Source organism: Streptomyces sp. NPDC030809, assembly GCF_055572195.1.
The window spans coordinates 19,077-45,508 of record NZ_JBVIDV010000040.1 but is presented as its reverse complement, the minus strand read 5'-3'; the positions used below and the strand labels follow the sequence as shown (position 1 = coordinate 45,508).

19 protein-coding genes are annotated in these 26,432 nt (G+C 74.9%); 11 read left to right on the top strand and 8 right to left on the bottom strand.

The genetic code is table 11. From position 1 onward, the window contains the following. Window positions 1-181: 181 nt before the first annotated feature. Window positions 182-1,549: an MFS transporter gene (locus tag ACZ407_RS33960; RefSeq protein WP_468135211.1), complete on the bottom strand. Its 1,368-nt coding sequence runs from the start codon at window positions 1,547-1,549 to the stop codon at window positions 182-184. A 450-nt stretch (window positions 1,550-1,999) separates the two neighbouring features. Here ACZ407_RS33960 and ACZ407_RS33955 point away from each other — a divergent pair, with 450 nt between their 5' ends. Then, window positions 2,000-2,908: a DUF3027 domain-containing protein gene (locus tag ACZ407_RS33955; protein WP_468135209.1), complete on the top strand. Its 909-nt coding sequence runs from the start codon at window positions 2,000-2,002 to the stop codon at window positions 2,906-2,908. Between the two features lie 578 nt (window positions 2,909-3,486). Beyond that, window positions 3,487-6,570 (top strand): sacsin N-terminal ATP-binding-like domain-containing protein, encoded by a 3,084-nt coding sequence (locus ACZ407_RS33950; RefSeq protein ID WP_468135207.1) that lies wholly within the window; start codon window positions 3,487-3,489, stop codon window positions 6,568-6,570. A gap of 94 nt (window positions 6,571-6,664) precedes the next feature. Here ACZ407_RS33950 and ACZ407_RS33945 read toward each other — a convergent pair whose 3' ends face one another. Together ACZ407_RS33945 and ACZ407_RS33940 are read right to left on the bottom strand one after the other, a co-directional pair. Beyond that, window positions 6,665-9,142 (bottom strand): HAD-IC family P-type ATPase, encoded by a 2,478-nt coding sequence (locus ACZ407_RS33945; protein WP_468135205.1) that lies wholly within the window; start codon window positions 9,140-9,142, stop codon window positions 6,665-6,667. Window positions 9,143-9,195: 53 nt separating this feature from the next. Further along, on the bottom strand, window positions 9,196-9,543 hold the full coding sequence (locus ACZ407_RS33940; RefSeq protein WP_468135203.1) for a DUF2530 domain-containing protein: 348 nt from the start codon (window positions 9,541-9,543) through the stop codon (window positions 9,196-9,198). Window positions 9,544-9,681: 138 nt separating this feature from the next. On the opposite strand from ACZ407_RS33940, the gene ACZ407_RS33935 reads away from it, so the two are divergent. Beyond that, window positions 9,682-11,139 carry an NCS2 family permease gene (locus tag ACZ407_RS33935; protein ID WP_468135201.1) on the top strand — a complete coding sequence of 486 codons (1,458 nt, stop codon included), beginning with the start codon at window positions 9,682-9,684 and terminating at the stop codon, window positions 11,137-11,139. Between the two features lie 70 nt (window positions 11,140-11,209). On the opposite strand, the gene ACZ407_RS33930 is transcribed toward ACZ407_RS33935, so the two are convergent. Further along, window positions 11,210-11,392, bottom strand: coding sequence for a BrnA antitoxin family protein (locus ACZ407_RS33930; RefSeq protein WP_249767154.1), 183 nt, complete (start codon window positions 11,390-11,392; stop codon window positions 11,210-11,212). Between the two features lie 163 nt (window positions 11,393-11,555). On the opposite strand from ACZ407_RS33930, the gene ACZ407_RS33925 reads away from it, so the two are divergent. The 5 genes from ACZ407_RS33925 to ACZ407_RS33905 all read left to right on the top strand — a co-directional run bounded on the left by ACZ407_RS33925 (window position 11,556) and on the right by ACZ407_RS33905 (window position 16,932). Continuing rightward, window positions 11,556-11,993 carry a MarR family winged helix-turn-helix transcriptional regulator gene (locus ACZ407_RS33925; protein WP_468135199.1) on the top strand — a complete coding sequence of 146 codons (438 nt, stop codon included), beginning with the start codon at window positions 11,556-11,558 and terminating at the stop codon, window positions 11,991-11,993. Between the two features lie 25 nt (window positions 11,994-12,018). Further along, the gene (locus ACZ407_RS33920; RefSeq protein WP_468135197.1) at window positions 12,019-13,371 is read left to right on the top strand and encodes an MFS transporter; all 1,353 of its coding nucleotides are present in this window, start codon (window positions 12,019-12,021) and stop codon (window positions 13,369-13,371) included. A gap of 172 nt (window positions 13,372-13,543) precedes the next feature. Then, window positions 13,544-14,098: an RNA 2',3'-cyclic phosphodiesterase gene (thpR, locus tag ACZ407_RS33915; protein ID WP_468135195.1), complete on the top strand. Its 555-nt coding sequence runs from the start codon at window positions 13,544-13,546 to the stop codon at window positions 14,096-14,098. A gap of 251 nt (window positions 14,099-14,349) precedes the next feature. Then, window positions 14,350-15,339, top strand: a complete 990-nt coding sequence (locus ACZ407_RS33910; RefSeq protein WP_468135193.1) for an aldo/keto reductase — start codon at window positions 14,350-14,352, stop codon at window positions 15,337-15,339. Window positions 15,340-15,450: 111 nt separating this feature from the next. Further along, window positions 15,451-16,932, top strand: coding sequence for an FG-GAP and VCBS repeat-containing protein (locus ACZ407_RS33905; protein WP_468135191.1), 1,482 nt, complete (start codon window positions 15,451-15,453; stop codon window positions 16,930-16,932). A 58-nt stretch (window positions 16,933-16,990) separates the two neighbouring features. Here ACZ407_RS33905 and ACZ407_RS33900 read toward each other — a convergent pair whose 3' ends face one another. Next, a complete protein-coding gene (locus ACZ407_RS33900) occupies window positions 16,991-17,677 on the bottom strand; it encodes a GDSL-type esterase/lipase family protein (RefSeq protein WP_468135189.1) in 687 nt (228 codons plus the stop codon). 86 nt (window positions 17,678-17,763) lie between these two features. Here ACZ407_RS33900 and ACZ407_RS33895 point away from each other — a divergent pair, with 86 nt between their 5' ends. Then, window positions 17,764-18,768, top strand: coding sequence for a TolB-like translocation protein (locus ACZ407_RS33895; protein ID WP_468135187.1), 1,005 nt, complete (start codon window positions 17,764-17,766; stop codon window positions 18,766-18,768). Window positions 18,769-18,930: 162 nt separating this feature from the next. Continuing rightward, a complete protein-coding gene (locus ACZ407_RS33890) occupies window positions 18,931-19,800 on the top strand; it encodes a hypothetical protein (protein ID WP_468135185.1) in 870 nt (289 codons plus the stop codon). 259 nt (window positions 19,801-20,059) lie between these two features. Here ACZ407_RS33890 and ACZ407_RS33885 read toward each other — a convergent pair whose 3' ends face one another. The 3 genes from ACZ407_RS33885 to serC form a co-directional block, all read right to left on the bottom strand. Continuing rightward, on the bottom strand, window positions 20,060-20,761 hold the full coding sequence (locus ACZ407_RS33885) for a class F sortase (RefSeq protein ID WP_468135183.1): 702 nt from the start codon (window positions 20,759-20,761) through the stop codon (window positions 20,060-20,062). Continuing rightward, a complete protein-coding gene (locus ACZ407_RS33880) occupies window positions 20,754-21,755 on the bottom strand; it encodes a hypothetical protein (RefSeq protein WP_468135181.1) in 1,002 nt (333 codons plus the stop codon). Before ACZ407_RS33880 ends, ACZ407_RS33885 begins: the two co-directional genes overlap by 8 nt. 332 nt (window positions 21,756-22,087) lie before the next feature. Beyond that, the gene (gene serC, locus ACZ407_RS33875; RefSeq protein ID WP_468135179.1) at window positions 22,088-23,206 is read right to left on the bottom strand and encodes a phosphoserine transaminase; all 1,119 of its coding nucleotides are present in this window, start codon (window positions 23,204-23,206) and stop codon (window positions 22,088-22,090) included. A 93-nt stretch (window positions 23,207-23,299) separates the two neighbouring features. On the opposite strand from serC, the gene ACZ407_RS33870 reads away from it, so the two are divergent. Continuing rightward, on the top strand, window positions 23,300-26,413 hold the full coding sequence (locus ACZ407_RS33870) for an FAD-binding and (Fe-S)-binding domain-containing protein (protein WP_468135177.1): 3,114 nt from the start codon (window positions 23,300-23,302) through the stop codon (window positions 26,411-26,413). The last annotated feature ends 19 nt before the right edge of the window (window positions 26,414-26,432 follow it).

Below are 26,432 nucleotides of genomic sequence, written 5' to 3'. Positions count from 1 at the left end.
AGGGAAGCACACCCCGCGGGTTGCTCTGTGGCTTCCCTTTCTCCTTCCCCCCCCCCCCCCCCCCCCCCCCCCCCCCCCCCCCGAGGCTGGATTTTGCCCCCGCAGGGTCGGATTGGGCCCGCAGGGTCAGGTTGCCCCCGCAGGGTCAGGTTGGCCCGCAGGGTCGGGGGACCGGGGGTGGTTAGGTGACGTGGGGGCGGGGGTGGCTGCCGGGGCCGGGGTGGTGGGGGGCGGTGAGCATGCCGCGGAGGGCCATCGCCGTGCCCGCCGCCACGATCGCCGCGGCCACCGACATGCCGACGACCCCGTTCAGCGGCAGCGAGATGCCGATGCCCCCGCCCACCACCCACGCCATCTGCAACAGCGTCTCCGACCGCGCGAACGCCGACGTACGGACCTGTTCCGGGATGTCCCGCTGGATCATCGCGTCCAGGGACAGCTTGGCCAGGGCCTGGCAGAAGCCGGCCGTGGCGCCGAGCACCGCCATCAGGATCCCGCTGAACAGCACGGCCGCCACGATCGCCGCCGCCAGGGTCAGGGCCAGCACCGCGGCCACGATCGCCTCCGGCGCGCGGGCCCGCAGCCACGCGCCCACGGCCGTCCCGCACGCGTTGCCCACCCCCGCCGAGACCCCGACGATGCCCAGGGAGACGGCCGCGCTCTGCCCGGACAGCGGGTGCTCGCGCAGCAGGAAGGCCAGGAAGAAGATCAGGAACCCGGACAGGCCGCGCATCGCCGCGTTCGCCCACAGCCCGCACAGCACCGAGCGGCTCAGCGTGCGCAGGGAGGGCCGCCGCGAGCGGTCCTCGTGGGTGGACAGCCGGGCCCGGCGCTCGCCCTTCGCCGAGTCCACCTTGTGGGGCATGGACAGGGCCAGCCAGGTCCCGGCGAGGAACACCGCGCAGGCCCCGTACAGCGGCCACTGCGGCCCGATCATGTGCAGTCCGGCCCCGAGGGGCGCCGCCGCCCCGGTCGCCAGCAGGCCCGCCAGGGTGACCCGCGAATTGGCCTTGACCAGGGAGAACGTGGGCGGCAGCAGGCGCGGTACGACGGCGCTGCGCACGACCCCGTACGCCTTGGAGGCCACGAGCACGCCGAGGGCGGCCGGGTAGAGCTGGATGCCGCCGGTGGCCACGGCCGTGGACATCATCACGGCGAGCACCGCCCGGGTGAGCATCGCCCCGGCCATCGCGGCCCGGCGGCCGTGCGGGAGCCGGTCGAGCAGCGGGCCGATCACCGGGGCGAGCAGGGTGAACGGGGCCATCGTGATGGCCAGGTACAGGGCGACGCGGCCGCGGGCCTCGTCGGTGGGGACCGAGAAGAACACGGTGGAGGCGAGGGCGACCGTGATCAGGACGTCGCCGGCGCCGTTCACGGCGTGCAGCTCGATGAGTTTGCCGAGGCCGGATTCCCCCGCGCCGTGGGCGTGCGTGGCGCGGCGGATGCGGCGGGCGGTGCCGGTCACGGGGCGTTGCAGGGCGCGGCCCACGGCCCGTCCGGTCCTGCGGGCCCGGCCCGGGCGGGTGTGGGAAAACCGTGCGGCTGCCACGTGGCCATAGTGCCCCACGGCGGCGCTCCGGACCCGCCCCGGCGCGTCCGCACCCGTACGGGGCCTGGTTTCCGGGGCTTTCGGGAGGCTTCTTGCGGGGTCCGGGGCGGTGCCCCGGCTGTGAGGGGCCCGTTGGCTGAGGCATGATCATGGCTCTGGGGAGCGGATTCCGGGACTCCGCCTGTCCGCGAATCGGACGTGCAGGTGGGCCCAGCGCTGTGAAGGAGGTAGCGTGCGTAGCGCGCCACCGACGGTTGCTCTTGGCCGCGCGCCTTTCCGCCATCCCGCAGAATGGGAAGCGAGTAGGTGCGCCCGAGGCCGGTCGGGCGCGGACGTCGACGCGGCCCCCTGGTCCGCTCCGCCCGCGCCGGTACGGACGGGACCGACGGGTCGTCAGGGACGACGGACGGACGGCGCACTCGTGAGACGGCGTAGGAGAGAACGAGACCAGTGAGTGCTGCGACGACGCGAAGCCGTACCCCCGACCGCCTGTGCGCCGAAGCGGTCGACCTCGCCCGCGAGGCGGCCGAGGAGGCCGCCGCCCCGGGGGCGGTCGGCGAACACGTCTCCGTCGTGGCGGAGGGCGACCGGGTCGTCACTCACTTCTTCGAGTGCAAGGAAGCGGGGTACCGCGGCTGGCGCTGGGCGGTGACCGTGGCCCGCGCCTCCCGCGCGAAAACCGTCACCCTCGACGAAACGGTGCTGCTTCCCGGCCCCGATGCGCTCCTCGCCCCCGAGTGGGTGCCGTGGAGCGAGCGGCTGCGGCCCGGGGACATGGGGCCCGGCGACCTGCTGCCCACCGAGGCCGACGACCTGCGCCTGGAGCCCGGCTACACCGGCGAGGACGCGCCGCCGCCGAACTCCGCCGTCTCCGAGGAGATGGCCGAGCTGGTCGAGGCGGAGGACGCGGAGGTCACCGACCGGGTCGTCGTGCCCGAGCGGGGCTCGATCACGGCGGTCGCCGAGGAGCTCGGCATGCGCCGGGCGCGGGTGCTGTCCCGTTACGGGCTGCACTCGGCGGCGGACCGGTGGGACGAGTCCTTCGGGGCGAAGACGCCGATGGCTCAGGCGGCGCCGGCCTCGTGCGTGAGCTGCGGGTTCCTCGTCAGGATCGGGGGGTCGCTGGGGCAGGCGTTCGGCGTGTGCGCGAACGAGTTCGGGCCGGCGGACGGGCGGCTGGTGTCGCTGTCGTACGGCTGCGGGGGGCACTCCGAGGCGGCCGTCATGCCGAAGCCGCCGAGGCCGGCGGAGCCGGTGCTCGACTCGATGCGGGCGGACGAGTTCCTGCTGCGGCCCGCGGCGGACACGGGCTCCGTGCCCGCGGCCGACCTCCCCGAATCCGACCTCGGCCACTCCTGACCCCCTCGGGGCTCCGCCCCGGACCCCGCGCCTCAAGCGCCGGCGGGGCTGGGGTGTGTCCCGCCCGGTGGGCGGCCGCGGCCTGTCGTCTCGGGGCTCTGCCCCGGACCCCGCGCCTCAAGCGCCGGCGGGGCTGGAGGTTGCCCGGCGGGCTGGGGCGTGCCCGGCGGGGCTGGAGTTGCCCCGCCCGGTGGGCGGCCGCGGGCCGTCGTCTCGGGGCTCTGCCCCGAACCCCGCGCCTCAATCGCCGGCGGGGCTGGAGGGTGCCCCGCGAGGCTGGATTGCCCCGCGGGGCTGGAGTTGCCTCGCCCGTTGGGCGGCCGCGGCCCGTCGTCTCGGGGCTTCGCCCACGCCCCGTACCGCCGGACGGGTGGTCCCGGGGTCGGGTGGGGGGAGGGCTGTTTCGGCCGGGGCGGGGCGGGGGGTGGCGTGCCACGCTGGAGGGTGCCGGGCGTGGGCCGCAGCAGCCCGAAGGCCCTTGCAGCCGCGCGCGCCCGCCCGCAGCCGCCCGCGGCCCCCCGCAGCCCAGGCGGTACGGTCGGGGACCGGCAGGACAACCGGTCTACGTGGGAGGCACCGTGAGAGCGACGGCAGCGGACGGCAGCGGAGTCGACCCCTTCGGCACCGCGAGACTGCGCCGCGGCGTGCTCGACGCCTGGACCGCGAGCCCGGCCCGGTTCCGCGAGGACGCGAACGCCGAGGAGGACCTCGCCCTCGGCGGCTACCGCGACCGCCTCGTCGTCGAACTCGCCCAGAACGCCGCCGACGCCGCCGCCCGCGCCGGCGTGCCCGGCCGGCTCCGGCTCACCCACCGCCCCGGCATCCTCGTCGCCGCGAACACCGGCGCCCCCCTCGACGCGGCCGGCGCCGAATCCCTCAGCACCCTGCGCGCCTCCGCCAAGCGCGAGAGCGGCAGCGCCGTCGGCCGGTTCGGCGTCGGCTTCGCCGCCGTCCTGGCCGTCAGCGACGAGCCCGCCGTCGTCGGCCGGCACGGCGGCGTGCGGTGGTCCCTCGCCGAGGCCCGCGAACTCGCCGGGCAGGCCGCCGCCGACAGCCCCGGCCTGGCGGACGAACTCCGCCGCCGCGACGGCCACGTGCCGCTGCTGCGCCTCCCGCTGCCCGCCGAGGGCTCCGCCCCCGAGGGCTACGACACCGTGGTCCTGCTCCCGCTGCGCGACGGCAGCGCCGAGGACCTCGTACAGCGCCTCCTCGCCGGCATCGACGACGCCCTGCTCCTCACCCTCCCGGGGCTGGAGGAGATCGCCGTCGAGACCCCCGCCGGCACCCGCACCCTGCGCCGCCGCGAAGACGGCCCGTACACCGCGGTCGAGGACAGCGCCGGGGAGACCACCCGCTGGCGCACCGTGCGGCACGGCGGACCCGTGGAGCCCGCCCTGCTCGCGGACCGGCCCGTGGAGGAGCGGCTGCGCCCCGAATGGACCGTGTCCTGGGCGGTGCCCGTGGACGAGGACGGCGCCCCCGTGCGCCCCGGCACCGCGCCCGTCGTGCACGCGCCGACCCCCACCGACGAGCCGCTCGGCGTGCCCGCCCTGCTCATCGGCTCGTTCCCGCTCGACACCACCCGCCGGCACCCGGCGCCCGGCCCGCTCACCGACTTCCTCGTCGAGCGCGCCGCCGAGGCGTACGCCGAACTCCTCGCCGAATGGCGGCCGGTGACCACCGCCCTGGTGGACCTCGTGCCCGGCCCGCTCGGCAAGGGGGAGCTGGACGGCGCCCTGCGCGCCGCCGTGCACCGGCTGCTGCCGCGCACCGCCTTCCTCGCCCCGGCCGTGCCCGCCGAGGAGCTCCCCGCGCTGCGGCCGTTCGAGGCCGAGGTGGTCGAGGGGGCGGGGGCCGAGACCGTGCGCGTGCTCGCCGAGGTGCTGCCCACCCTGCTGCCGGCCGGGCTGGAGCGCCGTACCGAGCTGCGCACCCTCGGCGTGGGCCGGCTCCCGCTCGGGGACGCCATCGAGCGCATCGCGGGCATCGAGCGCACGCCCGAGTGGTGGCACCGGCTGTACGAGTCCCTCGCCGGGGTGGATCCCGACCGGCTCTCCGGCCTGCCGGTGCCGCTGGCCACCGGCCGCACCGCCATCGGCCCGCGCCAGGTGCTGCTGCCCGGCCCCGACACCCCGCCCTCGCTGGCCCGCCTGGGCCTGAAGGTGGCGCATCCGGACGCCGCGCACCCGCTGCTGGAGAAGCTGGGGGCCCTCCCGGCCTCCCCCCGGGCTGTCCTGACGACCCCTCAGGTCCGGGCGGCCGTCGCCGGCTCCCTGGATGCGGGGGAGGTCTGGGACGAAGACGCCCTGGATCCGGAGGAGTTGGCGGAGATCGTGCTCGGGCTGGCCCGGGACGCCGGGCTGGAGCCGGGCGACGAGCCGTGGCTCGGCGCCCTCGCCCTGCCCGACGAGGACGGCGAACTCGCCCCCGCCGGTGAGCTGGTGCTCCCCGGCAGCCCCTTCGCGCAGGTCATGCGCGAGGGCGAGCTCGCCCTGTGCGATGCCGAACTCGCCGAGCGATGGGGTGCACAGCCCCTCACCGCCTGCGGGGTGCTCGCGGACTTCCAGCTCGTACGCGCCACCGATGTGGTCCTCGACCCGGACGAACTGGAGCCCCGCGAGGGTGATTTCGCCGAGCCGGACGACGCCGGGCTGCTCGACGCGGTGGACGTCTGGTGCGAGGACGTGCTCGACCAGCTGCCCGACTCCCCGGTGCCGCCGGTCGCCACCGAGATCGTCGCCGTCCGCGACCTCGACCTCGTGGACGACGAGGCCTGGCCGCAGGCGCTCGCCCTGCTGTCCCGGCCGCCGCTGCGCGACGCCCTGACCCAGCCCGTCCGGGTCCTGCTGCCCGACGGCACCACGCAGACCGTCCGCCCGTACACCGCCTGGTGGCTGCGCGACCACCCGGTGCTCGACGGCCGCCGCCCCGCCGGGCTGCGCGCCGCCGGCGGGGACCCGCTGCTGGAGGGCCTCTACACCTCCGCCGACGCCACCGGCTTCGAGGACGAGCAGGTGCTGCACGCCCTCGGGGTGCGTACTTCGGTGGCGGCCCTGCTCGACGAGCCGGGCGGGGCGGCGGAGCTCCTGGGCCGGCTCGCCGACCCGGACCGCAAGGTCACCGGCCGCCAGCTGCACGCCCTCTACGGCTACCTCGCCGACCTCGATCCGGAGCAGGTCACCCTGCCCGACGAACTGCGCGCGGTCGTGGACGGGGAGGTGCGGGTGGTGGACGCGGCCGATGCGGTGGTCGCGGACGCCCCCGACCTGCTGCCGCTGGCCGGCGGGCGGCCGCTGCTGCCGGTGGCCCCCTCCCGGGCGGCCGACCTGGCCGACCTGCTCCAGGTGCGGCGGCTCTCGGAGACCGTGCCGGCCGAGGTGACCTCGCCGGGCGAGGAGCACGAGGTCCCCGAGTCCGTACGGATCCTGCTGGGCCCGGCGACCCCTGCGACGTACGTGGAGCACGAGGAGCTGATCGCGGCCGGGACCGAACTCGACTGGCGGCGGACCCCGGACGGGGTGCTGCACGCGGCCACCCTGGAGGGGGTGGCCGCGGGTCTGGCCTGGTCGGCCGGCCAGTGGCCGCGCCGCTTCGAGGTGGCGGCCCTGCTGGAGGACCCGTCCCGTACGGAGGAACTCGCCCGGGACCGCTGGTTCGACTGAGCCCCGCTGCCCGCGCAGCGGAGCCGCCGGCTGCCGTCCGCGGTGGTGGTGCGGCTGAAGGAGACCGGGCCCCGGGTCGGAGAGGGCGGCGGGCTCAGGCGGGGAACTTGCGGTCCACCCAGCGGAAGGCCGCCTCCAGGAGGACCGCCGAGACGGCGGCGACGGCCACCGCGGTCCACGGCATGACGGTTCCGACCAGCTTGAGCTGGAAGAAGTCCTGGAGCCAGGGCACGACGAGGACGAGCAGGAAGGCCCCGCCCATCGCGCCGACCAGGGCGACCCGCCACCAGGTGTACGGGCGGGCGATGATCGCCAGCACCCACATGGAGACCAGGAAGAGGGTGAGGGTGGCGGCGCTGGTCTCGGCGTCGAGGGAGCCGGGGCCCACGTAGTGGTGGCGGGCGATCAGGTACGTGGCGAAGGTGGCGGCGGCCGCGATCGTCCCGCCGGGGACGGCGTACCGCATGACGCGTTTGACGAAGTGCGGGCGGGCCCGCTCCTTGTTGGGCGCGAGGGCGAGGAAGAAGGCGGGGACGCCGATGGTGAGGGTGGACAGCAGGGTCAGGTGCCGGGGCAGGAAGGGGTACTCCACCTGGGAGCAGACCACCAGGATGGCCAGCAGGACGGAGTAGACCGTCTTGGTCAGGAAGAGGGTCGCGACGCGGGTGATGTTGCCGATCACCCGGCGGCCCTCGGCGACCACCGAGGGCAGGGTCGCGAAGCTGTTGTTCAGCAGCACGATCTGGGCGACCGCGCGGGTGGCCTCGGAGCCGGAGCCCATCGAGACCCCGATGTCGGCGTCCTTCAGGGCGAGTACGTCGTTGACCCCGTCGCCGGTCATGGCGACGGTGTGGCCCCGGGACTGGAGGGCGCCGACCATGTCCCGCTTCTGCTGGGGGGTGACCCGGCCGAAGACGGCGTTGCGGTCGAGCTCCTCGGCCATCGCGGTCTGCTCGGCGGGGAGGGTGCGGGCGTCCACGGTGTTCTCGGCCCCGGGCAGGCCCAGCTTGCCGGCGACGGCCCCGACGGACACCGCGTTGTCCCCGGAGATCACCTTGGCGTGGACGTTCTGCTCGCCGAAGTAGCGCAGGGTGTCGGCGGCGTCGGGCCGCAGCCGCTGTTCGAGGACGATGAGGGCGGTGGGGCGGGCCCCGCCGGCCACGTCGGGGTCGTCGAGCTCGCGCGGGGAGCGGGCCAGCAGCAGGACGCGCAGGCCCTGCTCGTTGAGCTGGTCCACCTCGTCGAGGGCCGGGTCCCCGCTGGGCAGCAGCACGTCGGGGGCGCCGAGCAGCCAGGTGGAGTTCTCCCCGTCGCCCTCGCTGAAGCTGGCGCCGCTGTACTTGCGGGCGGAGGAGAAGGGCAGGGACTCGGTGCAGCGCCACTCCTCGCTGTCGGGGTAGGCGTCGATGATGGCCTGGAGGCTGGCGTTGGGGCGGGGGTCGGACTCGCCGAGCGCGCCGAGGACCTTCTTCACGTAGCCGGGGTCGGCGCCGCCGAGGGTGCGCAGTTCGGTGACGTCCATGCCGCCCTCGGTGAGGGTGCCGGTCTTGTCGAGGCAGACCACGTCCACCCGGGCGAGGCCCTCGATGGCGGGCAGTTCCTGGACGAGGCACTGCTTGCGGCCGAGGCGGATGACCCCGATGGCGAAGGCGACGGAGGTGAGGAGGACGAGGCCCTCCGGGATCATCGGCACGATTCCGCCGACGGTGCGGGCGATGGCGTCGCGGAGGTTGTCGTCCTTGACCACGAGCTGGCTGACGATCAGGCCGATGGAGGTGGGGACCATCATCCACGTGACGTACTTGAGGATGGTGGAGATGCCGCTGCGCAGTTCGGAGTGGACGAGGGTGAAGCGGCTGGCCTCTTCGGCGAGCTGGGCGGCGTAGGCCTCGCGGCCGACCTTGGCGGCGGTGAAGGCGCCGCCGCCGGCGACCACGAAGGAGCCGGACATCACCTGGTCGCCGGGCTTCTTCAGGACCGGGTCGGCCTCGCCGGTGAGCAGGGACTCGTCGATCTCCAGGCCCTCGGCCTCGCCGACGACCCCGTCGACGACCACCTTGTCGCCGGGGCCGAGTTCGATGACGTCTTCGAGGACGATCTCGGAGGTGGAGATCTCCACCGTCCTGCCGTCGCGGCGGACGGTGGGTTTGGCCTCGCCGATGACGGCGAGTCCGTCGAGGGTCTTCTTGGCGCGGAGTTCCTGGATGATGCCGATGCCGGTGTTCGCGATGATCACGAACCCGAACAGGCTGTCCTGGATCGGCGCCACGCACAGCATGATCACCCAGAGCACGCCGATGATGGCGTTGAAGCGGGTGAAGACGTTGCCGCGGACGATGTCGGCGGTGGAGCGGCTGCTGCGGACGGGTACGTCGTTGACCTCGCCGCGGGCGACCCGCTCGGCCACCTCGGGGGTGAGCAGGCCGCCGGGCCGGAAGGGCGGCGGCGGCAGGGGGACGGGGTGTACGGGGTCCAGCTCGGCGCCCGCGTCGATGGCGGTGCCGCTCGGGGCGCCCGCGCCGCCGCCGCCCGGCTCCGGCCCCTCGGTGTCGATCTTCGCCCGCTGCGTCATGCTTTCGACGGTACGGGTGGTTTGGGTGGTTCACCCGCCGAGCGGTGTGAAGATCAGACCTGGGGATGACCAGGATCGTCCTGCGGTCGAAGGCCGTTTCCGGCCGCTCCGGCCGCTTCCGCTCCGGCCGCTTCCGCTCCGGCCGCCCCGGCCGCTTCCGCCGCGTGCCGCTTGAGCGCGGCATCGCGGGCCCGGACGTACCAGATGCCGATCAGGCCGAGGGCGCCCCCGGCGGCGCAGGTCCACACCCACCACAGCAGGTCCCGGTCGGCGAACCAGCCGTAGAAGGGGAGCTGCACCACGAACATGGCGAACCAGAGGATCGTGCCGCCGGTGATGGTGGCGACGACGGGCCCCTCCAGGGGCTCGGGTGCCTCGTGCTTGGGGGTCCACTTCGCCATGCGGGCCAGTCTAGGTCGCCCGCTTCCGGGTCTACGCGCGGAGATGGACGGCCCTTCGTTCATGTGTTCATACTGAAACGGTTTGTTCGCGACCGAATTTATTGGTGCGAATCTCCTAAGCAAACCTTTGAGGACCGAATGAGCACGTCGGCCCCTGCCGCACCGGCCACCGCCCCGCAGCCCGCCCCCGAGGGGACCCGGTCCGCCCTGGACCGCTACTTCAAGATCTCCGAGCGCGGTTCCAGCCTCGGCCGCGAGGTCCGCGGCGGTTTCGCCACCTTCTTCGCGATGGCCTACATCATCGTGCTGAACCCGATCATCCTCGGCAGCGCCAAGGACATGTACGGGCACCAGCTCGACGGCGGCCAGCTGGTCACCGCGACCGTGCTGACCGCGGCCTTCTCCACCCTCCTCATGGGCGTGATCGGCAACGTCCCGATCGCCCTCGCGGCGGGCCTCGGCGTCAACACCGTCGTGGCCCTCCAGCTCGCCCCCCGGATGAGCTGGGCGGACGCCATGGGCATGGTGGTCCTCGCCGGCTTCGTGGTGATGCTGCTGGTGGCCACCGGCCTGCGCGAGCGGGTCATGAACGCGGTGCCCCTGGGCCTGCGCAAGGGCATCGCCATCGGCATCGGCCTCTTCATCATGCTGATCGGCCTGGTCGACTCCGGGTTCGTCTCCCGCATCCCGGACGCCGCCCACACCACCGTCCCGCTCCAGCTCGGCGGCAACGGCCACCTGCACGGCTGGCCGGTCCTGATCTTCGTCCTCGGCGTGCTGCTGACCCTCGCGCTGATCATCCGCAAGGTGCCGGGCGCGATCCTGATCTCGATCGTCGTCATGACGGTCGTCGCGGTGGCCGTGCAGCTGATCGCGGACCTGCCGGGCCAGGCCTGGGGCCTGACCGTGCCGGAGTGGCCGGGCAACCCGGTCGCGGCCCCGGACTTCGGGCTGGTCGGTCAGATGAGCCTGTTCGGCGGCTTCGGCAAGGTCGGCGTGCTGACCGGAGTGCTGTTCGTCTTCACCGTGCTGCTGTCCTGCTTCTTCGACGCGATGGGCACCATCCTCGGCGTCGGCGACGAGGCGAAGCTGATGGACAAGGACGGCAACTTCCCCGGCATCAACAAGGTCCTGATCGTGGACGGCATCGCCGTCGCGGCGGGCGGCGCCACCTCCTCCTCGGCCAACACCTGCTTCGTGGAGTCCACGGCCGGCGTCGGCGAGGGCGCCCGCACCGGTCTGGCGAGCGTGGTCACGGGCCTGCTCTTCACGGCCGCGCTGTTCCTCACCCCGCTGGCCACGATGGTCCCCTCCCAGGCGGCCACCCCGGCCCTGGTCGCGGTCGGCTTCCTGATCCTCGCCGGCTCGGTGAAGGACATCGACTGGAGCGACTTCACCATCGCCGTGCCGGCCTTCCTGGCCATGCTGATGATGCCCTTCACCTACTCGATCACGAACGGCATCGGGCTCGGCTTCGTCAGCTTCTGCGTCCTGCGCCTGGCCGCCGGCCGCGGCCGCGAGGTCCCCGCGGCGATGTACGCGGTCTCCGCGGTCTTCGTCTTCTACTACGCGATGCCGGCCCTCGGCCTGGGCTGACCCCTCCGCGCACCGCCGGCCCGGGACCCGAAGCGACGGGGTTCCGGGCCGGTCCGCGTTCCGGGCCGGCTCAGGTGAGCCCGTAGAACTTCTCCGTCTCGTCGACGGCCGCCTTGAAGCGCTCGTCGAAGTCGTCGCGGATCAGCGTCCGGACCACGTAGTCCTGGACGCTCATCCCGCGCTTAGCGGCGTGGTGCCGGAGCCGGTCCAGCAGCTCCCCGTCTATCCGCATGCTGAGCACGTGTGTCCCCATGCGGACAGGGTCGGGGCAGACAGGCGTACGGCGTGTCACTTTCCGGTGCTGTCTCACCCGTACGGGTGACACGTGTCGTGGCCCCCCGATGTGCCGGGTATCACCGTCCGCAGCCGGGGTGGCGCCTGGTCTTTAGCATGGGTAATGAGTTAGTCTAAAGAACATGCGTGACCTTTCCCATGGCGACGACGCTGCCGCCGTGAACGACCTGCGCTCGGCCGTGATGCGGCTGGGCCGGCGCCTGAAGCACCAGCGCGTCGACGAATCGCTCAGCCCGACCGAGATGTCGGTGCTCGGCACCCTTGCCCGCTGCGGCTCGGCCACCCCCGGTGAGCTGGCCCGCAGGGAGCACGTGCAGCCCCCTTCGATGACCCGCATCGTGGCATTGCTGGAGGCAAAGGGACTGGTCAGGCTGGAGCCGCACCCCGAGGACCGCCGCCAGAAGGTGGTCAGCCAGACGGAGCAGGCCGAAGCGATGCTCGAAGAGAGCCGTCGCAAGCGGAATGCCTTCCTGGCGGGGCTTGCGGCCGAGCTCGACGAGGACGAGTGGGCCAAGCTGCGCGCTGCCGCTCCCGTCCTGGAGAAGCTCGCGCACCTGTAGGCACCACGCACGGAGGCGAAGCCCCTTGAGTACGGGAAACGGAGCAGACTCCGCACCCGGACCGTCCACATCCACCCTCGACACCCGCGGGCCGACCCGGCGCAAGCCGTCGATGTTCGACTCGCTGAAGATCCGGAACTACCGGCTCTTCGCCGCCGGCCAGGTCGTCTCCAACACGGGCACCTGGATGCAGCGCATCGCCCAGGACTGGCTGGTCCTGTCCCTGACGGGATCGGCCTCCGCGGTCGGCATCACGATCGCCCTGCAGTTCCTGCCGATGCTGCTGCTCGGCCTCTACGGCGGGGTCCTCACCGACCGGCTGCCCAAGCGGCCCCTGCTGATCGCCACCCAGTCCGCCCTGGGACTCACCGGCCTCGCGCTCGGCGTGCTCACCCTCAGCGGGCAGGTCCAGGTCTGGCACGTCTACCTGACCGCCTTCGCCGCCGGACTCGTGACCGTCGTCGACAACCCGGCCCGGCAGGCCTTCGTCCACGAGATGGTCGGCCCCGACCGGCTCGCCAACGCCGTCTCGCTGAACTCCGCGAACTTCCAGTCCGCCCGCCTGGTCGGCCCCGCCGTCGCCGGTGTGCTGATCGCCGCCGTCGGCAGCGGCTGGGCCTTCCTCTTCAACGGGCTGTCCTTCCTCGCCCCGATCGCCGGCCTGCTGCTCATGCGCACCGCCGAGCTGCACCGGGTGGAGCCGGTGCCGCGCGCCAAGGGGCAGCTCCGGGAGGGCCTGCGGTACGTCTCGCAGCACCCGCAGCTGATCTGGCCGATCGTGCTCATCGGGTTCATCGGCACCTTCGGCTTCAACTTCCCGGTGTGGCTGTCGGCCTTCTCGGACGACGTCTTCCACCGCGGCGCGGGCACGTACGGGCTGCTCAACAGCCTGCTCGCGGCCGGCTCCCTGGCCGGGGCCCTGCTGGCCGCCCGGCGCGGCATCGCACGGCTGCGGCTGCTGGTCGCCGCCGCGGTCGCCTTCGGGCTGCTGCTGACGCTGACCCCGTTCGTCACCGGCTTCTGGGCCTTCGCGCTGCTGCTCGTGCCGATCGGCATGTTCGGCCTCACGGTGAACGTCACCGCCAACTCGACGGTGCAGACCGCCGCCGACCCCGAGATGCGGGGCCGGGTGATGGCCCTGTTCATGATGGTCTTCGCCGGCGGCACCCCGCTCGGCGCCCCGCTGCTCGGCTGGATCACCGACACGTACGGGCCGCGGACCGGCATGGCGGCCGGCGGGGCGCTGTCCCTGCTGGCGGCGGTGGCCGTGGGCCTGGTGCTCTCCCGCATCGGCGGGCTGCGGCTGCGGGTGGACCTCCGCCCGGGCCGCCCGCACGTGGCCCTGGTGCCGCGCCGGGACCTGGCCACGGCGGCCTGAGGGGCGTACGGCTCCGGGTCTCCGGGCGGTCGGGTACGGCCGGTCCCGGTCGGTTCGGCGGTCCCGGTCGGGTCGGCCGTGCGGCGGTCCCGGCCGGGTAGGGCGGTCCGGGGCGCGTACGGCGCGGCCGGACCGCCCCCGCCCGCCGCGGGCAGGCCCTAACCTCGGCCGTATGAGACTGTTCGCCGCCGTCCTGCCGCCCCCGGCGGCCGTCGCCGAGCTGCGGGCCGCCGTGCGGGAGCTGCCCGCCGACGAGCGGCTGCGCTGGACCGCCGAGGAGGGCTGGCACTTCACCCTCGCCTTCATGGGAGAGGTGGCGGAGGAGCTGCTCGACGAGCTCCGGGGCCGGCTGGCCCGGGCCGCCCGCCGCACCGCCCCCTTCCCGCTGCGCCTGCACGGCTCGGGCCACTTCGGGAGCCGCGCGCTGTGGGTGGGCGCGGCCGGGGACCTCGGCACGATGCGGCTGCTCGCCGAACGCGCCGACGCGGCGGCCCGGCGTACGGGGATCCCGATGGAGCAGCACCGCCGCTACACCCCGCACCTGACGGTGGCCCGCAGCCGCGCCGACCTCCCGCTCCGCCCGTACACCGAGGCCCTCGCCCCGTTCGAGGGCACGTCCTGGCAGGTCGGCGAGGTGAGCCTGGTCCGCAGCCGGCTGCCGGTGAGCGGGGTGCCCGGGGAGCAGCCCCGGTACGAGGTGCTCGCGGCCTGGCCGCTGGAAGGATGAGCCGCGGGGTTCGTTACGCTCGATGTGTGGATCCCAAGACCCGTAACCGTGTGATGGCCGGTGTGCTCGTGCTGATGTTCGTCGTCGTGGCCGTGGCCGCCGCCGTAGGACAGTAGTGCCGTAGGACAGAAGCGCCGTAGGACAGTGGTGCCGTAGGGCAGTCGTACCTCCGGCCCCAGAACCCGCCCGTCCGGTGAACCGGGCGGGCGGCTCTTGCTTGGAGCGGACTCGAAGCAGTTGGCTTGGGTCCCATGAAGTACACGCAGCTCGGACGCACCGGACTCAAGGTCAGCCGACTCGTTCTCGGCACGATGAACTTCGGACCCCAGACCGACGAACCCACCAGCCACGCGATCATGGACACCGCCCTCGGCGCGGGCCTGAACTTCTTCGACACCGCCAACGTGTACGGCTGGGGTGAGGAGAAGGGCCGTACCGAGGAGATCATCGGCACCTGGTTCGCCCAGGGCGGTGGCCGCCGCGACAAGACCGTCCTCGCCACCAAGGTGTACGGGAACATGGCCCCCGACGGGGACGTGTGGCCCAACCACGACCGGCTGTCCGCGGTGAACATCCGCCGCGCCGTCGAGGCCAGCCTCAAGCGCCTGCAGACCGATTACATCGACCTCTACCAGTTCCACCACATCGACCGCCTGACCCCCTTCGAGGAGATCTGGCAGGCCGTGGACGTGCTGATCCAACAGGGCAAGATCCTCTACGCCGGCTCCTCCAACTTCCCCGGCTACAAGATCGCCCAGGCCAACGAGACGGCGGCCCGCCGGGGCACGGTCGGCCTGGTCAGCGAGCAGTGCCTCTACAACCTCTACGAGCGGCGCGCCGAGATGGAGGTCATCCCGGCCGCCCAGGAGTACGGGCTCGGCGTGATCCCGTGGTCCCCGCTGCACGGCGGGCTCCTCGGCGGGGTCATCCGCAAGGAGGTCCAGGGCGGCCGCCGCGCCTCCGGCCGCACCGCCGAGGCCCTGGAGGACCCGGCCGTCCGCGCCCAGATCCAGTCGTACGAGAACCTGCTCGACAAGCACGGCCTGGAGCCGGGCGAGGCCGCCCTCGCCTGGCTGCTCACCCGGCCCGGGGTCACCGGCCCGATCGTCGGCCCGCGCACCCCGGAGCAGCTGGACTCGGCGCTGCGGGCACTGGAGACGGACCTGAGCGAGGAGCTGCTGACCGCGCTGGACGAGATCTTCCCGGGCCCGGGCCCGTCCCCGGAGGCCTTCGCCTGGTGACCGGGCGGCGGTGCGCGCGGGGGCCGGGCCGTGCGCGCCGTACAACCTTTGCCGGGCCCGGCCCGTCGAACCCCCCGTACGGATCGAGTACGTGAGTACGGGGGGAAGACTGTGCATCGGAACATCAGGCGCGGGGTGCTGGCCGCGGCCGTGGCCGCCGCGTGCACCGGCGGGCTGACCATCCCGGCCGGCGCCTCGGCGGCCTTCGCCCCCGCCGGGCCCGCGGAGACCCGCTACGCCGACGACTTCAACGGGGACGGGTACCACGACCTGGCGCTCGGCGTGCCCGATGCGGCGAGCGAGGCCACCGGCGGCTCCGGTTACGTCACCGTGGCCCACGGCTCGCGGGACGGGGTCCGGACCACGGGGTCCAGGCTGATCGACGAACGCAGCCTGGGGACTCCCGGCGGCATCGGCAGCGGAAGCGACTTCGGGTCGAACCTCACCCACGCCGACCTGAACGGCGACGGGTATGCCGACCTCGTGGTCAGCAGGGCCTCGTCGACCTCCGACGAGCCGGAGGGGCCGCCGCTGCGGATCATCTGGGGCAGCCCCCAGGGCCTCGGGACGGGCACCTTCCTCGGCGGCGACACGCCCGTGCGCCACTGGGACCTCGGAGCCGAGCTCCAGGCGGGCGACTTCACGGGAGACGGGAAGCCCGACCTCGTCGCGCGGTACCACGGGGGCATCGACCTCTTCGAGGGCCCGTTCACCGAGAAGGGCGTCCCGGCGAAGACCCGGCGCCTCGACACCGGCTCCGGCATGCGGGTGGACTGGGGCACCCGGCTGGTCCCCGGCCGGATCGACCGGGACGGCGCCCTGGACCTGGTGGTGCTCGGCCCGAACGAGAACGGGCTGAAGGATCTCGGCCGGGTGTTCCTCGGGGGCCCCTCGGGCCTGCGGCGCACGGGGAAGGACCTCCCCGGCGGCAGCGCCGGTGCCATCGGCGACTTCGACGGCGACGGGTACGGGGACCTGGCCGTCGGCGAGCCCGATGCCCGGGACGGGCGGAAGCAGACGGGCGGCCGGATCCGGGTCAGCCACGGCGCGGCCGGCGGCATCGACCCGGCCCGGCCCGCCCGGACCGTCACCGAGGACACCATCGGGGTGCCGGGGCGGGCCCGGCCCAAGGACGCCTTCGGCGCCGGGCTGGCCGCCGGCGACCTGAACGGCGACGGGTACGCCGAACTCCTGGCCACCGCCCCCGGCGAGGACGGCGCCTGGTGCGAGCCCGGCGACGAGGACTGCGCGCCCACCAGCGGCGGCGGCCTGTACGTGTTCAAGGGCGGCCCCGCCGGGAAGCCGCTCACGGCCGGTGCGGCCTTCTACGACCGCAAGGCCCCCGGGCTGCCCGCCGCCTCCGCCGTCCCCGTCCCCACCAGCCTCGGGGCGGAGCCGCGGGTCACCGATCTGAACGGGGACGGGCGGCCGGAGGTGACGTTCGCGCTGCGCGTGGCCGGCGGTTCGCACCACCAGGTGTGGTCGGTCGGCACCCGCAACGGGAGGCTCGCCGGACCGGAGCCCACGGCGGTGGTCCGCCCGCCGCAGCTCGGCGACTGGACCCACCACGGGTTCGGGCGGCCCTCGCACTGACGGGGCGCGGGGCTGCGGGTTTGCCGGCGCCCCGCCGGAGCCCGCGCGGGCCGGTTGCTCAGGCGGCCGGCTCGTACGGGGCGCCGATGCCCCAGGCCTGGTGCAGGGCGCCGGCGAACTCGCCCGCCAGGCGGTGCTCGCCGGAGGGGTTCGGGTGCGTGCCGTCGTACGTGTCCGCGTGGATGTCGTAGTCCTGCGGGCGGGCCGCCAGCAGCAGCGGGGAGGCGGTCGTGGAGAGGTCCGCGACCGCCTTCGCCAGCAGTTCGTTGAACCGCGCGCACTGGGCGGCGAAGGGCTCGTCCGACTCGGCCCGGACGTTCGGTATCACCGGGAGCATGACCATCCGGATGCCGGGCCGGGCCGCGCGCGCCTCCGCGACGAACCGGCGCGCGTTCGCCGCGGTCTCCTCGGCGTCCGTGTAGAAGCCCAGGTCGATCAGGCCGAGCGAGATGAGCAGCACGTCCGGCTTGTGCTCGCGCACGGTCCCGCCGATCAGCGGGGCCATGTGCTGCCAGCCCTCGCCCCAGCCCGCCAGGTGGCGGCGGCCGGCCTCCGGGAAGCCGGGATCGGCGTACTCGTGGGAGACCGGGGCGTCGGCGAAGGTGTCGTACACCTCGGTCCGCGGGCCGACGATCTTGTACGGGCCGCCGAAGGTGCGGTTGAGGTGCTGCCACATGCGGTAGCGCCAGGTGAAGTCGCCGGCGCGCCCGATGGTCATGGAGTCTCCGACGAACATGAAACGCATCCGGACATCATCGTGGATCGGCCCCGGCGCTCCGAGGCGCACTGCTGTGAGCCTGGCCACGTGGGCGGGATGGCAGGCTTGAGGGCATGCGCCCTGCCTCGCGTCCCGCCGTGTGTGCCCTTGCCGCCGCTGCCGTGCTCGCGCTGACCGCCCTGCCGGCGGCGGCCGCGGCCGGGCCCGGGGCGGAGTCGTTCACGATCACGGACCCCCGGATCAAGGAGTCCAGCGGGCTGGCGGCCAGCCGGGCGCACCCGGGGGTCTACTGGACGCACAACGACAGCGACGACGGCCCGTACCTCTACGGGGTGGACTCCGCGACCGGCCGGACGGTCGCGCGGATCACCATGACGGGTGTCGGCAGTCCGCGGGACATCGAGGCGGTCTCCCTGGGCCCGGACGGGCGGTTGTACGTCGGCGACATCGGGGACAACCGGGACGGCGGCTGGGACCACGTGTGGATCTACCGGCTGCCGGAGCCAGCCCGGTTGGGGGATTCGACGGCCAAGGCCACCCAGTTCACGGTCCGTTACGCCGACGGACCGCGCAACGCCGAGGCCCTGATGGTGCATCCGGTCACCGGCCGGGTCTACATCGCGAGCAAGCACGAGGACAAGGGCGGCCTGTACGAGGGCCCGGCGCGCCTGGACGCGGGCGGCTCCAACGTGTTCCGCCGGGTGGGCGAGGTGCCGTGGGTGACGGACGGGGCCTTCTCCCCGGACGGCAAACGGCTCACCCTGCGCGGCTACTTCTTCGCCGAGACGTACGCCTGGCGGGACGGGCGGATCGGCGGCGAGGGCGAGCGGGTGTCCGCCCCCTTCCAGGCCCAGGCGGAGTCCGTGGCGTACGCGCCCGACGGCTCGGCCCTGATGTTCGGCTCGGAGGGGGCGCAGAGCCGGGTGGTGGCCGTGCCGGTGGCGGCGGAGCAGCCCGCGGAGGGGGCCGGGGGCACCCGCCGACCGGGCGGCGCACCGGGGAAGGCGGACCCGCCGGCGGAGTCCGGATCGGGGAGCTTCACCACCGGGGCCCTGGTGCTCGCGCTCGCGGTGGCGGTGGTGGTCGGTCTGAAGCGGCTCGTACGGCGGGGCGGGTGACGGTCACTCACGGGTGCAGTAGCGGGCAGGGGCCTCCGGTTGCGGCGGGCTGACGGGTGATCAGTAGTGGGTGGGGTAGTCCCCGTCCCCTTCCCATCCCCGTGCCTCCCGCGCCGGACGTCCTTCCGGCCGGGGAGCGCCCTTTCCGAACAGGAGAAGCAGTTGCGTCCCACAACGCGCTTCGTCGTCCCCTTCGCCCTCTCCCTGTCCCTGCTCGGCGTGTCGCCGGCACTCGCCGGCGCGGCCGTCGCCGCCCCGCAGCGGACGGCGGTGTCCGGCACCCTCGCGGCCGCCCCGGTGCCGGGGGCCGATGCGCTGCTGGCGCAGGTCAAGACGCTCGGTGACATCGGCGGGGTGCTGACGCCGGTCACCGATCTGCTCACCGCCGTGCTCAAGGCGGACGACGGCAAGCTGCCCCAGGCCGAGCTGGACAAGCACCTCGCGGCCGTCACCTCGGCCCTGGACGGGCTGAAGGCGGGGCTGCCGAAGCCGCCCGCGGACCTGCCGAAGCCCCCGGTGGACCTGCCGGTGCCGGTGCCGCCGCTTCCCGTGCCCGTACCGCCGCTGCCGGTGGAGGCGCCGAAGCTGCCGGTGGAGGCGCCGAAGCTGCCGGTCGAAGCCCCGAAGCTGCCCGTGGAGGCCCCGAAGCTCCCGGTGGAGGCGCCGAAGCTGCCCGTCGAGGCCCCCAAGCTGCCGGTGGACGCCCCGAAGCTGCCGATCGCGGCGCAGGCCGCGCCGGCTGCCGCGGGTGCCAAGGCGGCCCCGCTGGACCTGATCACCGCAGCGGTGGACAACCTGAAGAAGTCGGTGGAGGGCCTGGTCAAGGCGGCCGGCCCGTGCGGCTGTTCGGCGGACGCGGCCGGAAAGGCCACCGAGGTGGTGACCGGGCTGGTCAACCTCGTCGTGGCCCTCGTCCTCGGCTCCGGGCTGCCGCTGCCGAACCTGCCGGGCCTGCCCGCACTCCCGAAGCTGCCCGTGGACGTGCCGCCGCTGCCCGCCCCCGTCCCCGTACCGCCGCTGCCGGTCGCGTGAGGGCCCCGGCCCCGGCCGCCGGCGGTGCGATATCCGGCGGGGCGGCAGCCCTCGGCGGGATAGCCGAATGCGGTCGTGGGGGGGGGGGGGGGGGGGGGGGGGGGGGGGGGAAAAGAGGGGCCGTCAGCTCGCCCCACCCTCCCCACCCTCCCACCCCCCCCCCCCCCCCCCCCCCCCCCCCCCCCCCCCCCCCCCCCCCCCCCCCCCCACCTCCGTGCCCGGCCCCGCGGGCCCCGCTGCCGGGGCCTGCCCCGGCTCCTCAGGCCTTGCCGGTCAGGTGGGCGAAGACGACCACGTTCGAGTCCCAGTGCCGGTCCGCGGTGAGGCTGCCGCCGCAGGTGATCAGCCGCAGCTCGGCCCTGCCGTGGGTGTCCCCGTAGACCTTGCCGGTGGGGAAGGCGCTCTTCTTGAACGTGTCCACCTCGTCCACGGCGAAGACGGCGGTGGTGCCGTCCTCGCGGTGCACCTCGATCTGCGCGCCCTTCCCGAGGTCCTTCAGCCGGTGGAACACGGCCTCCGGGGTGGTGGGCGTGTCCATGTGCCCGGCGATCGCGGCAGCGCCCTTCTCGCCCGGCGTCGGCCCCTGCCGGTACCAGGAGGCCTCCATCGGCTTGTCGAACGGCGGCTCCTGCATCCGCCCCTGCGCGTCGAGACCGACCGCGCCGAGCGCGGCGTCCACGTGGATCGACGGGATGTCGATCCGGTCCGGCACGGAGGGGGAGAGGGAGGAGGCGGCCGCGGCCTTCACGGGCGGTCCGGCGGCCCCGCCCTTCGCCCCGCCGTCCGCCCCGCCGTCCGCCGAGCCGCAGCCCGCGACCAGGGCGGCGGTCAGGGCCGCGGCTCCAGCGCAGGCGGCCGCGCGGCGCAGGGGGGCCGGGTGCCGCCCGCGGTCAAGGCGGGCCGCGCGGCGCAGGCGGCCTGGGCGGGCCGGGCGGCGGCCGGCCGCGGTCGGGTCAGCCATGGTTCCGGCGGCGGCGCAGCAGACCGGCGCCGGCCAGGCCGACCGCGGTGGCGGCGGAGGCCCCGCCGACGGCGAGCAGGCCGTCGTCCACGCCCTTGCGGAGGGCGGCGGGGGCGGCCTCGCCGGTGTTGACCGAGCCCTTGGGGGTGCGGTGCTCGCTCGGCTGCAGCGGCTTCAGGCCGCCGTGGTGGTGCGGGTGCGGCTGCGGGCCGGTGGCGTCGGTGCTGAACTTCCAGGTGCCGAACTTCTTGCCCCCGGCGTACGCGTCCACCCCGTAGTAGCCGGTCTTGACCCCGGAGGCGACCACGGCGGTGCCGGTCCAGGTGTCCGTGCCGGTCTTCTTCAGGTTGACGCGCCCGCCGAAGGCGCCGGAGTCCACGTACGCGCTCTTCGCGGCGGTCGTGACGGTGATGCCGATCCGCTCACCCGGCTTGCCGTGGTCGGCGGACAGGCGCAGCGAGTCGGTCACGGCGGGGGTGGGCTTCGGGCCCGGCCCGCCCGCCTGCACGGTGAGGGTGACGGCGGCCTGGAGCTTCTCGCCCCGGGGGCCGGTGCCGGTGAGCGCGACCCCGTGGTTGCCGTCCTGGGCGTTCTTCGCCACGGTGGCGCGGCCGGTCCAGACGGTGCCGCTCTTGCCCTCGGTCATCGTCACGTCGTCCAGGGCGGCGGAGGCGACCCGCACGTTCGTGGAGCCGGCCGGGACCCGGGCGGTGACCTCTATCGCGGCCCCGGGCTTCGCGGTGCCGGAGGAGAGTTCGAGGGTGGCGGCGGAGTCCGCGGCGGCGGTGTCCTTGCGGCCGCCGGACGCGGTGTCGCCCTTCGCCGCGTCCCCCTTCGCCGCGTCCCCCTTCGCCGCGCCCCCCTGCGCCGCGTCGCCGGACGCCGTGCTGCTGCCCGGGTGGGAGCCGCCGTCGGCGGCGAACGCGGTCGCGGGGCCGGCCAGCGCGATCGCGGAGGCGAGGGCGATCGCCGGAAGGGTGAGTGCCTTGCGCATGGTGGTACCTCCTGACAGGGCCGGGACGTTTCCCGGCACACCAGACATGAGGCACATCCTGCGCAGGAGGTTGCGGCCCCGCAGCCGCCCCCGGACCGGCCCGCCGAAGGTCCCGTACGGGGAAACCGCAGGCCGCGGCCCCGCCGGGAAACCCCGTTTGCAGCCTCTTTGCCGCCATTTTTGGGACCAAGGTCCCGGCCCCCGCGGCCCCGCCCCCGGTCGAACGGCCGAGGCCCCCGGTGACACATGGTCACCAGGGGCCTCGGAGCCCGCAGTCGGGCCGGGGTCGGAGCTCGTCGATCACACAGGCCGGAGTCTCCCGACGGATCGGGTCAGAGCTTCTCGATCACGTAGTCGATGCACGCGGTCAGCGCCGTGACGTCCGCCGGGTCGATCGCCGGGAACATCGCGATGCGCAGCTGGTTGCGGCCGAGCTTGCGGTACGGCTCGGTGTCCACGATGCCGTTGGCGCGCAGCACCTTGGCGACCGCGGCCGCGTCCACGCTCTCGTCGAAGTCGATCGTGCCGATGACGGACGAGCGCTTCGCCGGGTCGGTGACGAACGGCTGCGCGTACTTGGACTCCTCCGCCCAGCCGTACAGCGCCTGCGCGGAGGCCGACGTACGGGCCACGGCCCAGTCCAGACCGCCCTGGCCGTTGATCCACTGGACCTGCTCGTTCAGCAGGAACAGGGTGGACAGCGCCGGGGTGTTGTACGTCTGGTTCTTCAGCGAGTTGTCGATCGCCGTCGGCAGCGAGAAGAACTCCGGGACGTGCCGGCCGGACGCGTGGATGCGCTGCGCGCGCTCCAGGGCGGCCGGGGAGAACGCGGCCAGCCACAGGCCGCCTTCCGCCGCGAAGGACTTCTGCGGGGCGAAGTAGTAGACGTCCGTCTCGGTGATGTCCACGGGCAGGCCGCCCGCGCCCGAGGTGGCGTCCACCAGAACGAGGGAGCCCTCGTCGGCGCCCGCGACCCGCTTGATCGGGGCGGCGACACCGGTGGAGGTCTCGTTGTGGGTGTACGCGTAGACGTCCACGCCCGCCTCGGCGGCCGGGTCCGGGTGCGTGCCGGGCTCGGAGGCGATGACGGTGGGCTCCTCCAGCCACGGCGCGAGCTTCGCGGCCTTGGCGAACTTGGAGGAGAACTCGCCGAAGTTGAGGTGCTGGGACTTGCTCTCGATCAGCCCGTGGGTCGCCACGTCCCAGAAGGCGGTGGAGCCGCCGTTGCCCAGGATGATCTCGTAGCCCTCGGGGAGGGAGAAGAGGTCCCGGAGGCCCTGCCGCACCGCGCCGACCAGGTTCTTGACCGGTGCCTGGCGGTGGGAGGTTCCGAGGAGAGAGGTGCCGGTGGCGGCCAGGGCTTCGAGGGCCTCCGTCCGCACCTTGGAGGGGCCCGCGCCGAAACGGCCGTCGGCGGGCTTGATGTCAGCGGGAATCTGGATCTCAGCCACGAGCGGAGCGTATCCGGTCCGGCCAGGTGCTGTTCAGGCGCGTCCACCCGGTGAGACGGACTCACCCTGCGGAGTGGGTGGCAGGGTGTACGGGTGACGGATACGCGGGGTGCGGGGGAGCTGGCACGGGCGCTGCGGGAAGCGGTCCGCGGCGAGGTCGAGTTCGGGGCCGCGGCCCGGGCGCTGATGACGATGGACGCCTCGAACTACCGCCGGGTGCCGGTGGGCGTGGTGGCCCCGCGGGACACCGAGGACGTGGCGGCGGCCCTGCAGGTGTGCGCCGCGGCGGGGGTCCCCGTGGTGCCGCGCGGCGGCGGCACCTCCATCGCGGGACAGGCCACCGGGACCGGCGTGGTGCTCGACTTCACCCGGCACATGGCCGCCGTGCTCGACCTCGACCCCGAGGCGCGCACGGCGGTGGTGCAGCCCGGCGCTGTCCTCGACGTGCTGCGCGACCGGGCGGCGCCGTACGGGCTGACCTTCGGCCCCGACCCGTCCACCCGCAGCCGCTGCACCCTCGGCGGGATGATCGGCAACAACGCCTGCGGGGCGCACTCGGTGGCCTGGGGGACCACCGCTGACAACGTCCGCAGGCTGGAGGTCCTGCGGTACGGCGACCCGGGCGGCCCGCACCGGCTGGGCCGCGGCTGGGCCGGCGCCCCGGACGGCCTGCCCGCCCTGGTCGCCTCCCACCTGGCCCTCCTGCGGACCGAGATGGACCGACCGGGGCTGACCCGCCGGATCTCCGGATACGCGGTGGACGCGCTGCTGCCCGAGCGGGGCACCGACCTGGCCCGCGCCTTCTGCGGCAGCGAGGGGACCCTCGGCGTGGTCACCGAGGCGGTGGTCGCGCTGGTGCCGGTGCCGCCGTGGCGGGCGCTGGCCGTGCTCGGGTACGCCGACGAGAGCGCCGCCGCCGAGGCCGCCGCCGGGCTCCTTCCGTACGGGCCGCTGACGGTGGAGGGGATGGCGGCCGACCTGGTGCGCGGGGCCGCGGGCGCCGGGCTGCTGCCGCGCGGGCAGGCCTGGCTGTTCGTCGAGATGCCGGACCCGGGGGCCGCGCACGCGGTGGCCCGGGCCGCCGACGCCCTGGATGCGGTGGTCGTGGCCGACCCGGCCCGGCAGCGGGCCCTGTGGCGGATCCGCGAGGACGCGGCCGGCACCGCGACCCGCTTCCCCGACGGCAGCGAGGCCTGGCCGGGCTGGGAGGACTGCGCGGTGCCGCCCGCCCGGCTGGGCGCGTACCTGCGGGAGTTCCGCGCCCTGCTGGCGGCGCACGGGCTCCGGGGCGTCCCGTACGGGCACTTCGGGGAGGGCTGCATCCACGTGCGGATCGACTTCGACCTCGTGAGCGCGGCCGGGGTGGCCCGGTTCCGGGCCTTCTCGGAGGAGCTGGCGGACCTGGTCGCGGCCCACGGCGGCTCGCTGTCCGGGGAGCACGGCGACGGGCAGGCCCGGGCCGAGCTGCTGCCGCGGATGTACGGCGCGGAGGTGGTGCGGCTGTTCGGCGCGTACAAGGACCTGTGGGACCCGGCGGGGGGCATGAACCCGGGCACCCTGGCCCGCCCGGCCCGCCTGGACGAGAACCTGCGCTTCGCGGTGCTGCCGCGGGGCGGGGGGCCGGGCGCGGCTCCCGGGGCAGAGCTGGGCGCGGCTCCCGGGGCAGAGCTGGCGGGAGGTCCCGGGGCGGGGCCGGAGGTGCGGCTCGCCCGGGAGGTGGCCCGGTGCGTGGGCGTGGCCCGCTGCCGGTCCGCGGGCCCGCCGGGGGCCGGGGTGATGTGCCCCTCGTACCGGGTGACGGGCGAGGAGATGCACTCGACCCGCGGCCGGGCCCGGCTGCTCCACGAGATGCTCGCCGGGGAGGTGGTCACCGACGGCTGGCGTTCGGCGGAGGTCCGCGAGGCCCTCGACCTGTGCCTGGCCTGCAAGGGCTGCCGCAGCGACTGCCCGGTGGGCGTGGACATGGCGGCGTACAAGGCCGAGTTCCTGCACCGGCACTGGGCCGGCCGCCTCCGGCCCGCCGCCCACTACTCGATGGGCGGCCTGCCCGACTGGCTCCGCCTGGTCGCGGCGGCCCGCGCCGCCCGCCCCGCCAACGCCCTGGCCCGCCTCCCCGGGATCCACCGCCTGGCCGGCCTCACCCCGGAACGCGAGCTGCCGCGGCTGGCGACCGAGACCTTCAGCCGGTGGTGGCACCGGACGGGGCGGGAGACGTACGCGGCCGGGGGCGGGCCTTCGGGCGGCGGGCGGCGCGGGGCCTCCGGCGGGTGGCGTACGGCCTCCGGTGGGGCCGGCGGCGGGCCCGAGGGGGCGCCGGGCGGCGGCCGGGACGGAGCGCCGGGCACCCGGCCGGTGCTGCTGTGGCCGGACACCTTCACCGAACACCTCGCGCCCGAGGTCGGGCGGGCCGCCGTACGCGTGCTCGACGCGGCCGGGATCGGCACCGCCCTGCCCCGGGGGCGCGTCTGCTGCGGGCTCACGTACGTCTCGACCGGGCGCCTGGACCGGGCCCGAGCCGTGATGCGCCGCACCCTGGACACGGTCGGGGACTCCCTGGGTGGCGCGAGCGGTGCCCCGGGCGGTGAGCCGCGCCGGGACTCGGGCGGGGACCGGGGCGGGGACTCGGGCGGCGAGGCGGCCGGGGACTCGGGCCGGGAGTCTGGCGGCGAGGCGGTCGGGGGCTCGGACCGGGAGTCTGGCGGCGAGGCGGCCACCGTCCTCGTACTGGAACCCAGCTGCGCGGCGGCCCTGCGCACCGACCTGCCGGAGCTGCTGCCCCGGGACCCGCGGGCCCGGCGGCTGGCCGCGGCCGTGCGGACCTTCGCCCAGGTGCTGGAGGAGCGCGCCCCCGGCTGGCAGCCGCCGCGGCTGGACCGCGAGGTGGTCGGCCAGACCCACTGCCACCAGCACGCCGTACTCGGTGACGCGGCGGAACGGCGGCTGCGCGAGCGGGCCGGACTCACCGGGGAGCTCAGCGGGGGCTGCTGCGGGCTCGCGGGCAACTTCGGCTTCGAGCGGGGGGCCGGGCGGTACGCCGTCTCCGTGGCCTGCGCGGAGGAGCAGCTGCTGCCCGCGGTACGGGCCGCCGGCCCGGGCGCGGCGGTGCTCGCGGACGGCTTCTCCTGCCGGACCCAGCTGGCCCACCTCTCGGACCGCCCGGGCCGGCACCTGGCGGAACTGCTGGCGGAGGCGTTGGACCGGGGGTGAGCGCCGCACGGCTCGCAGG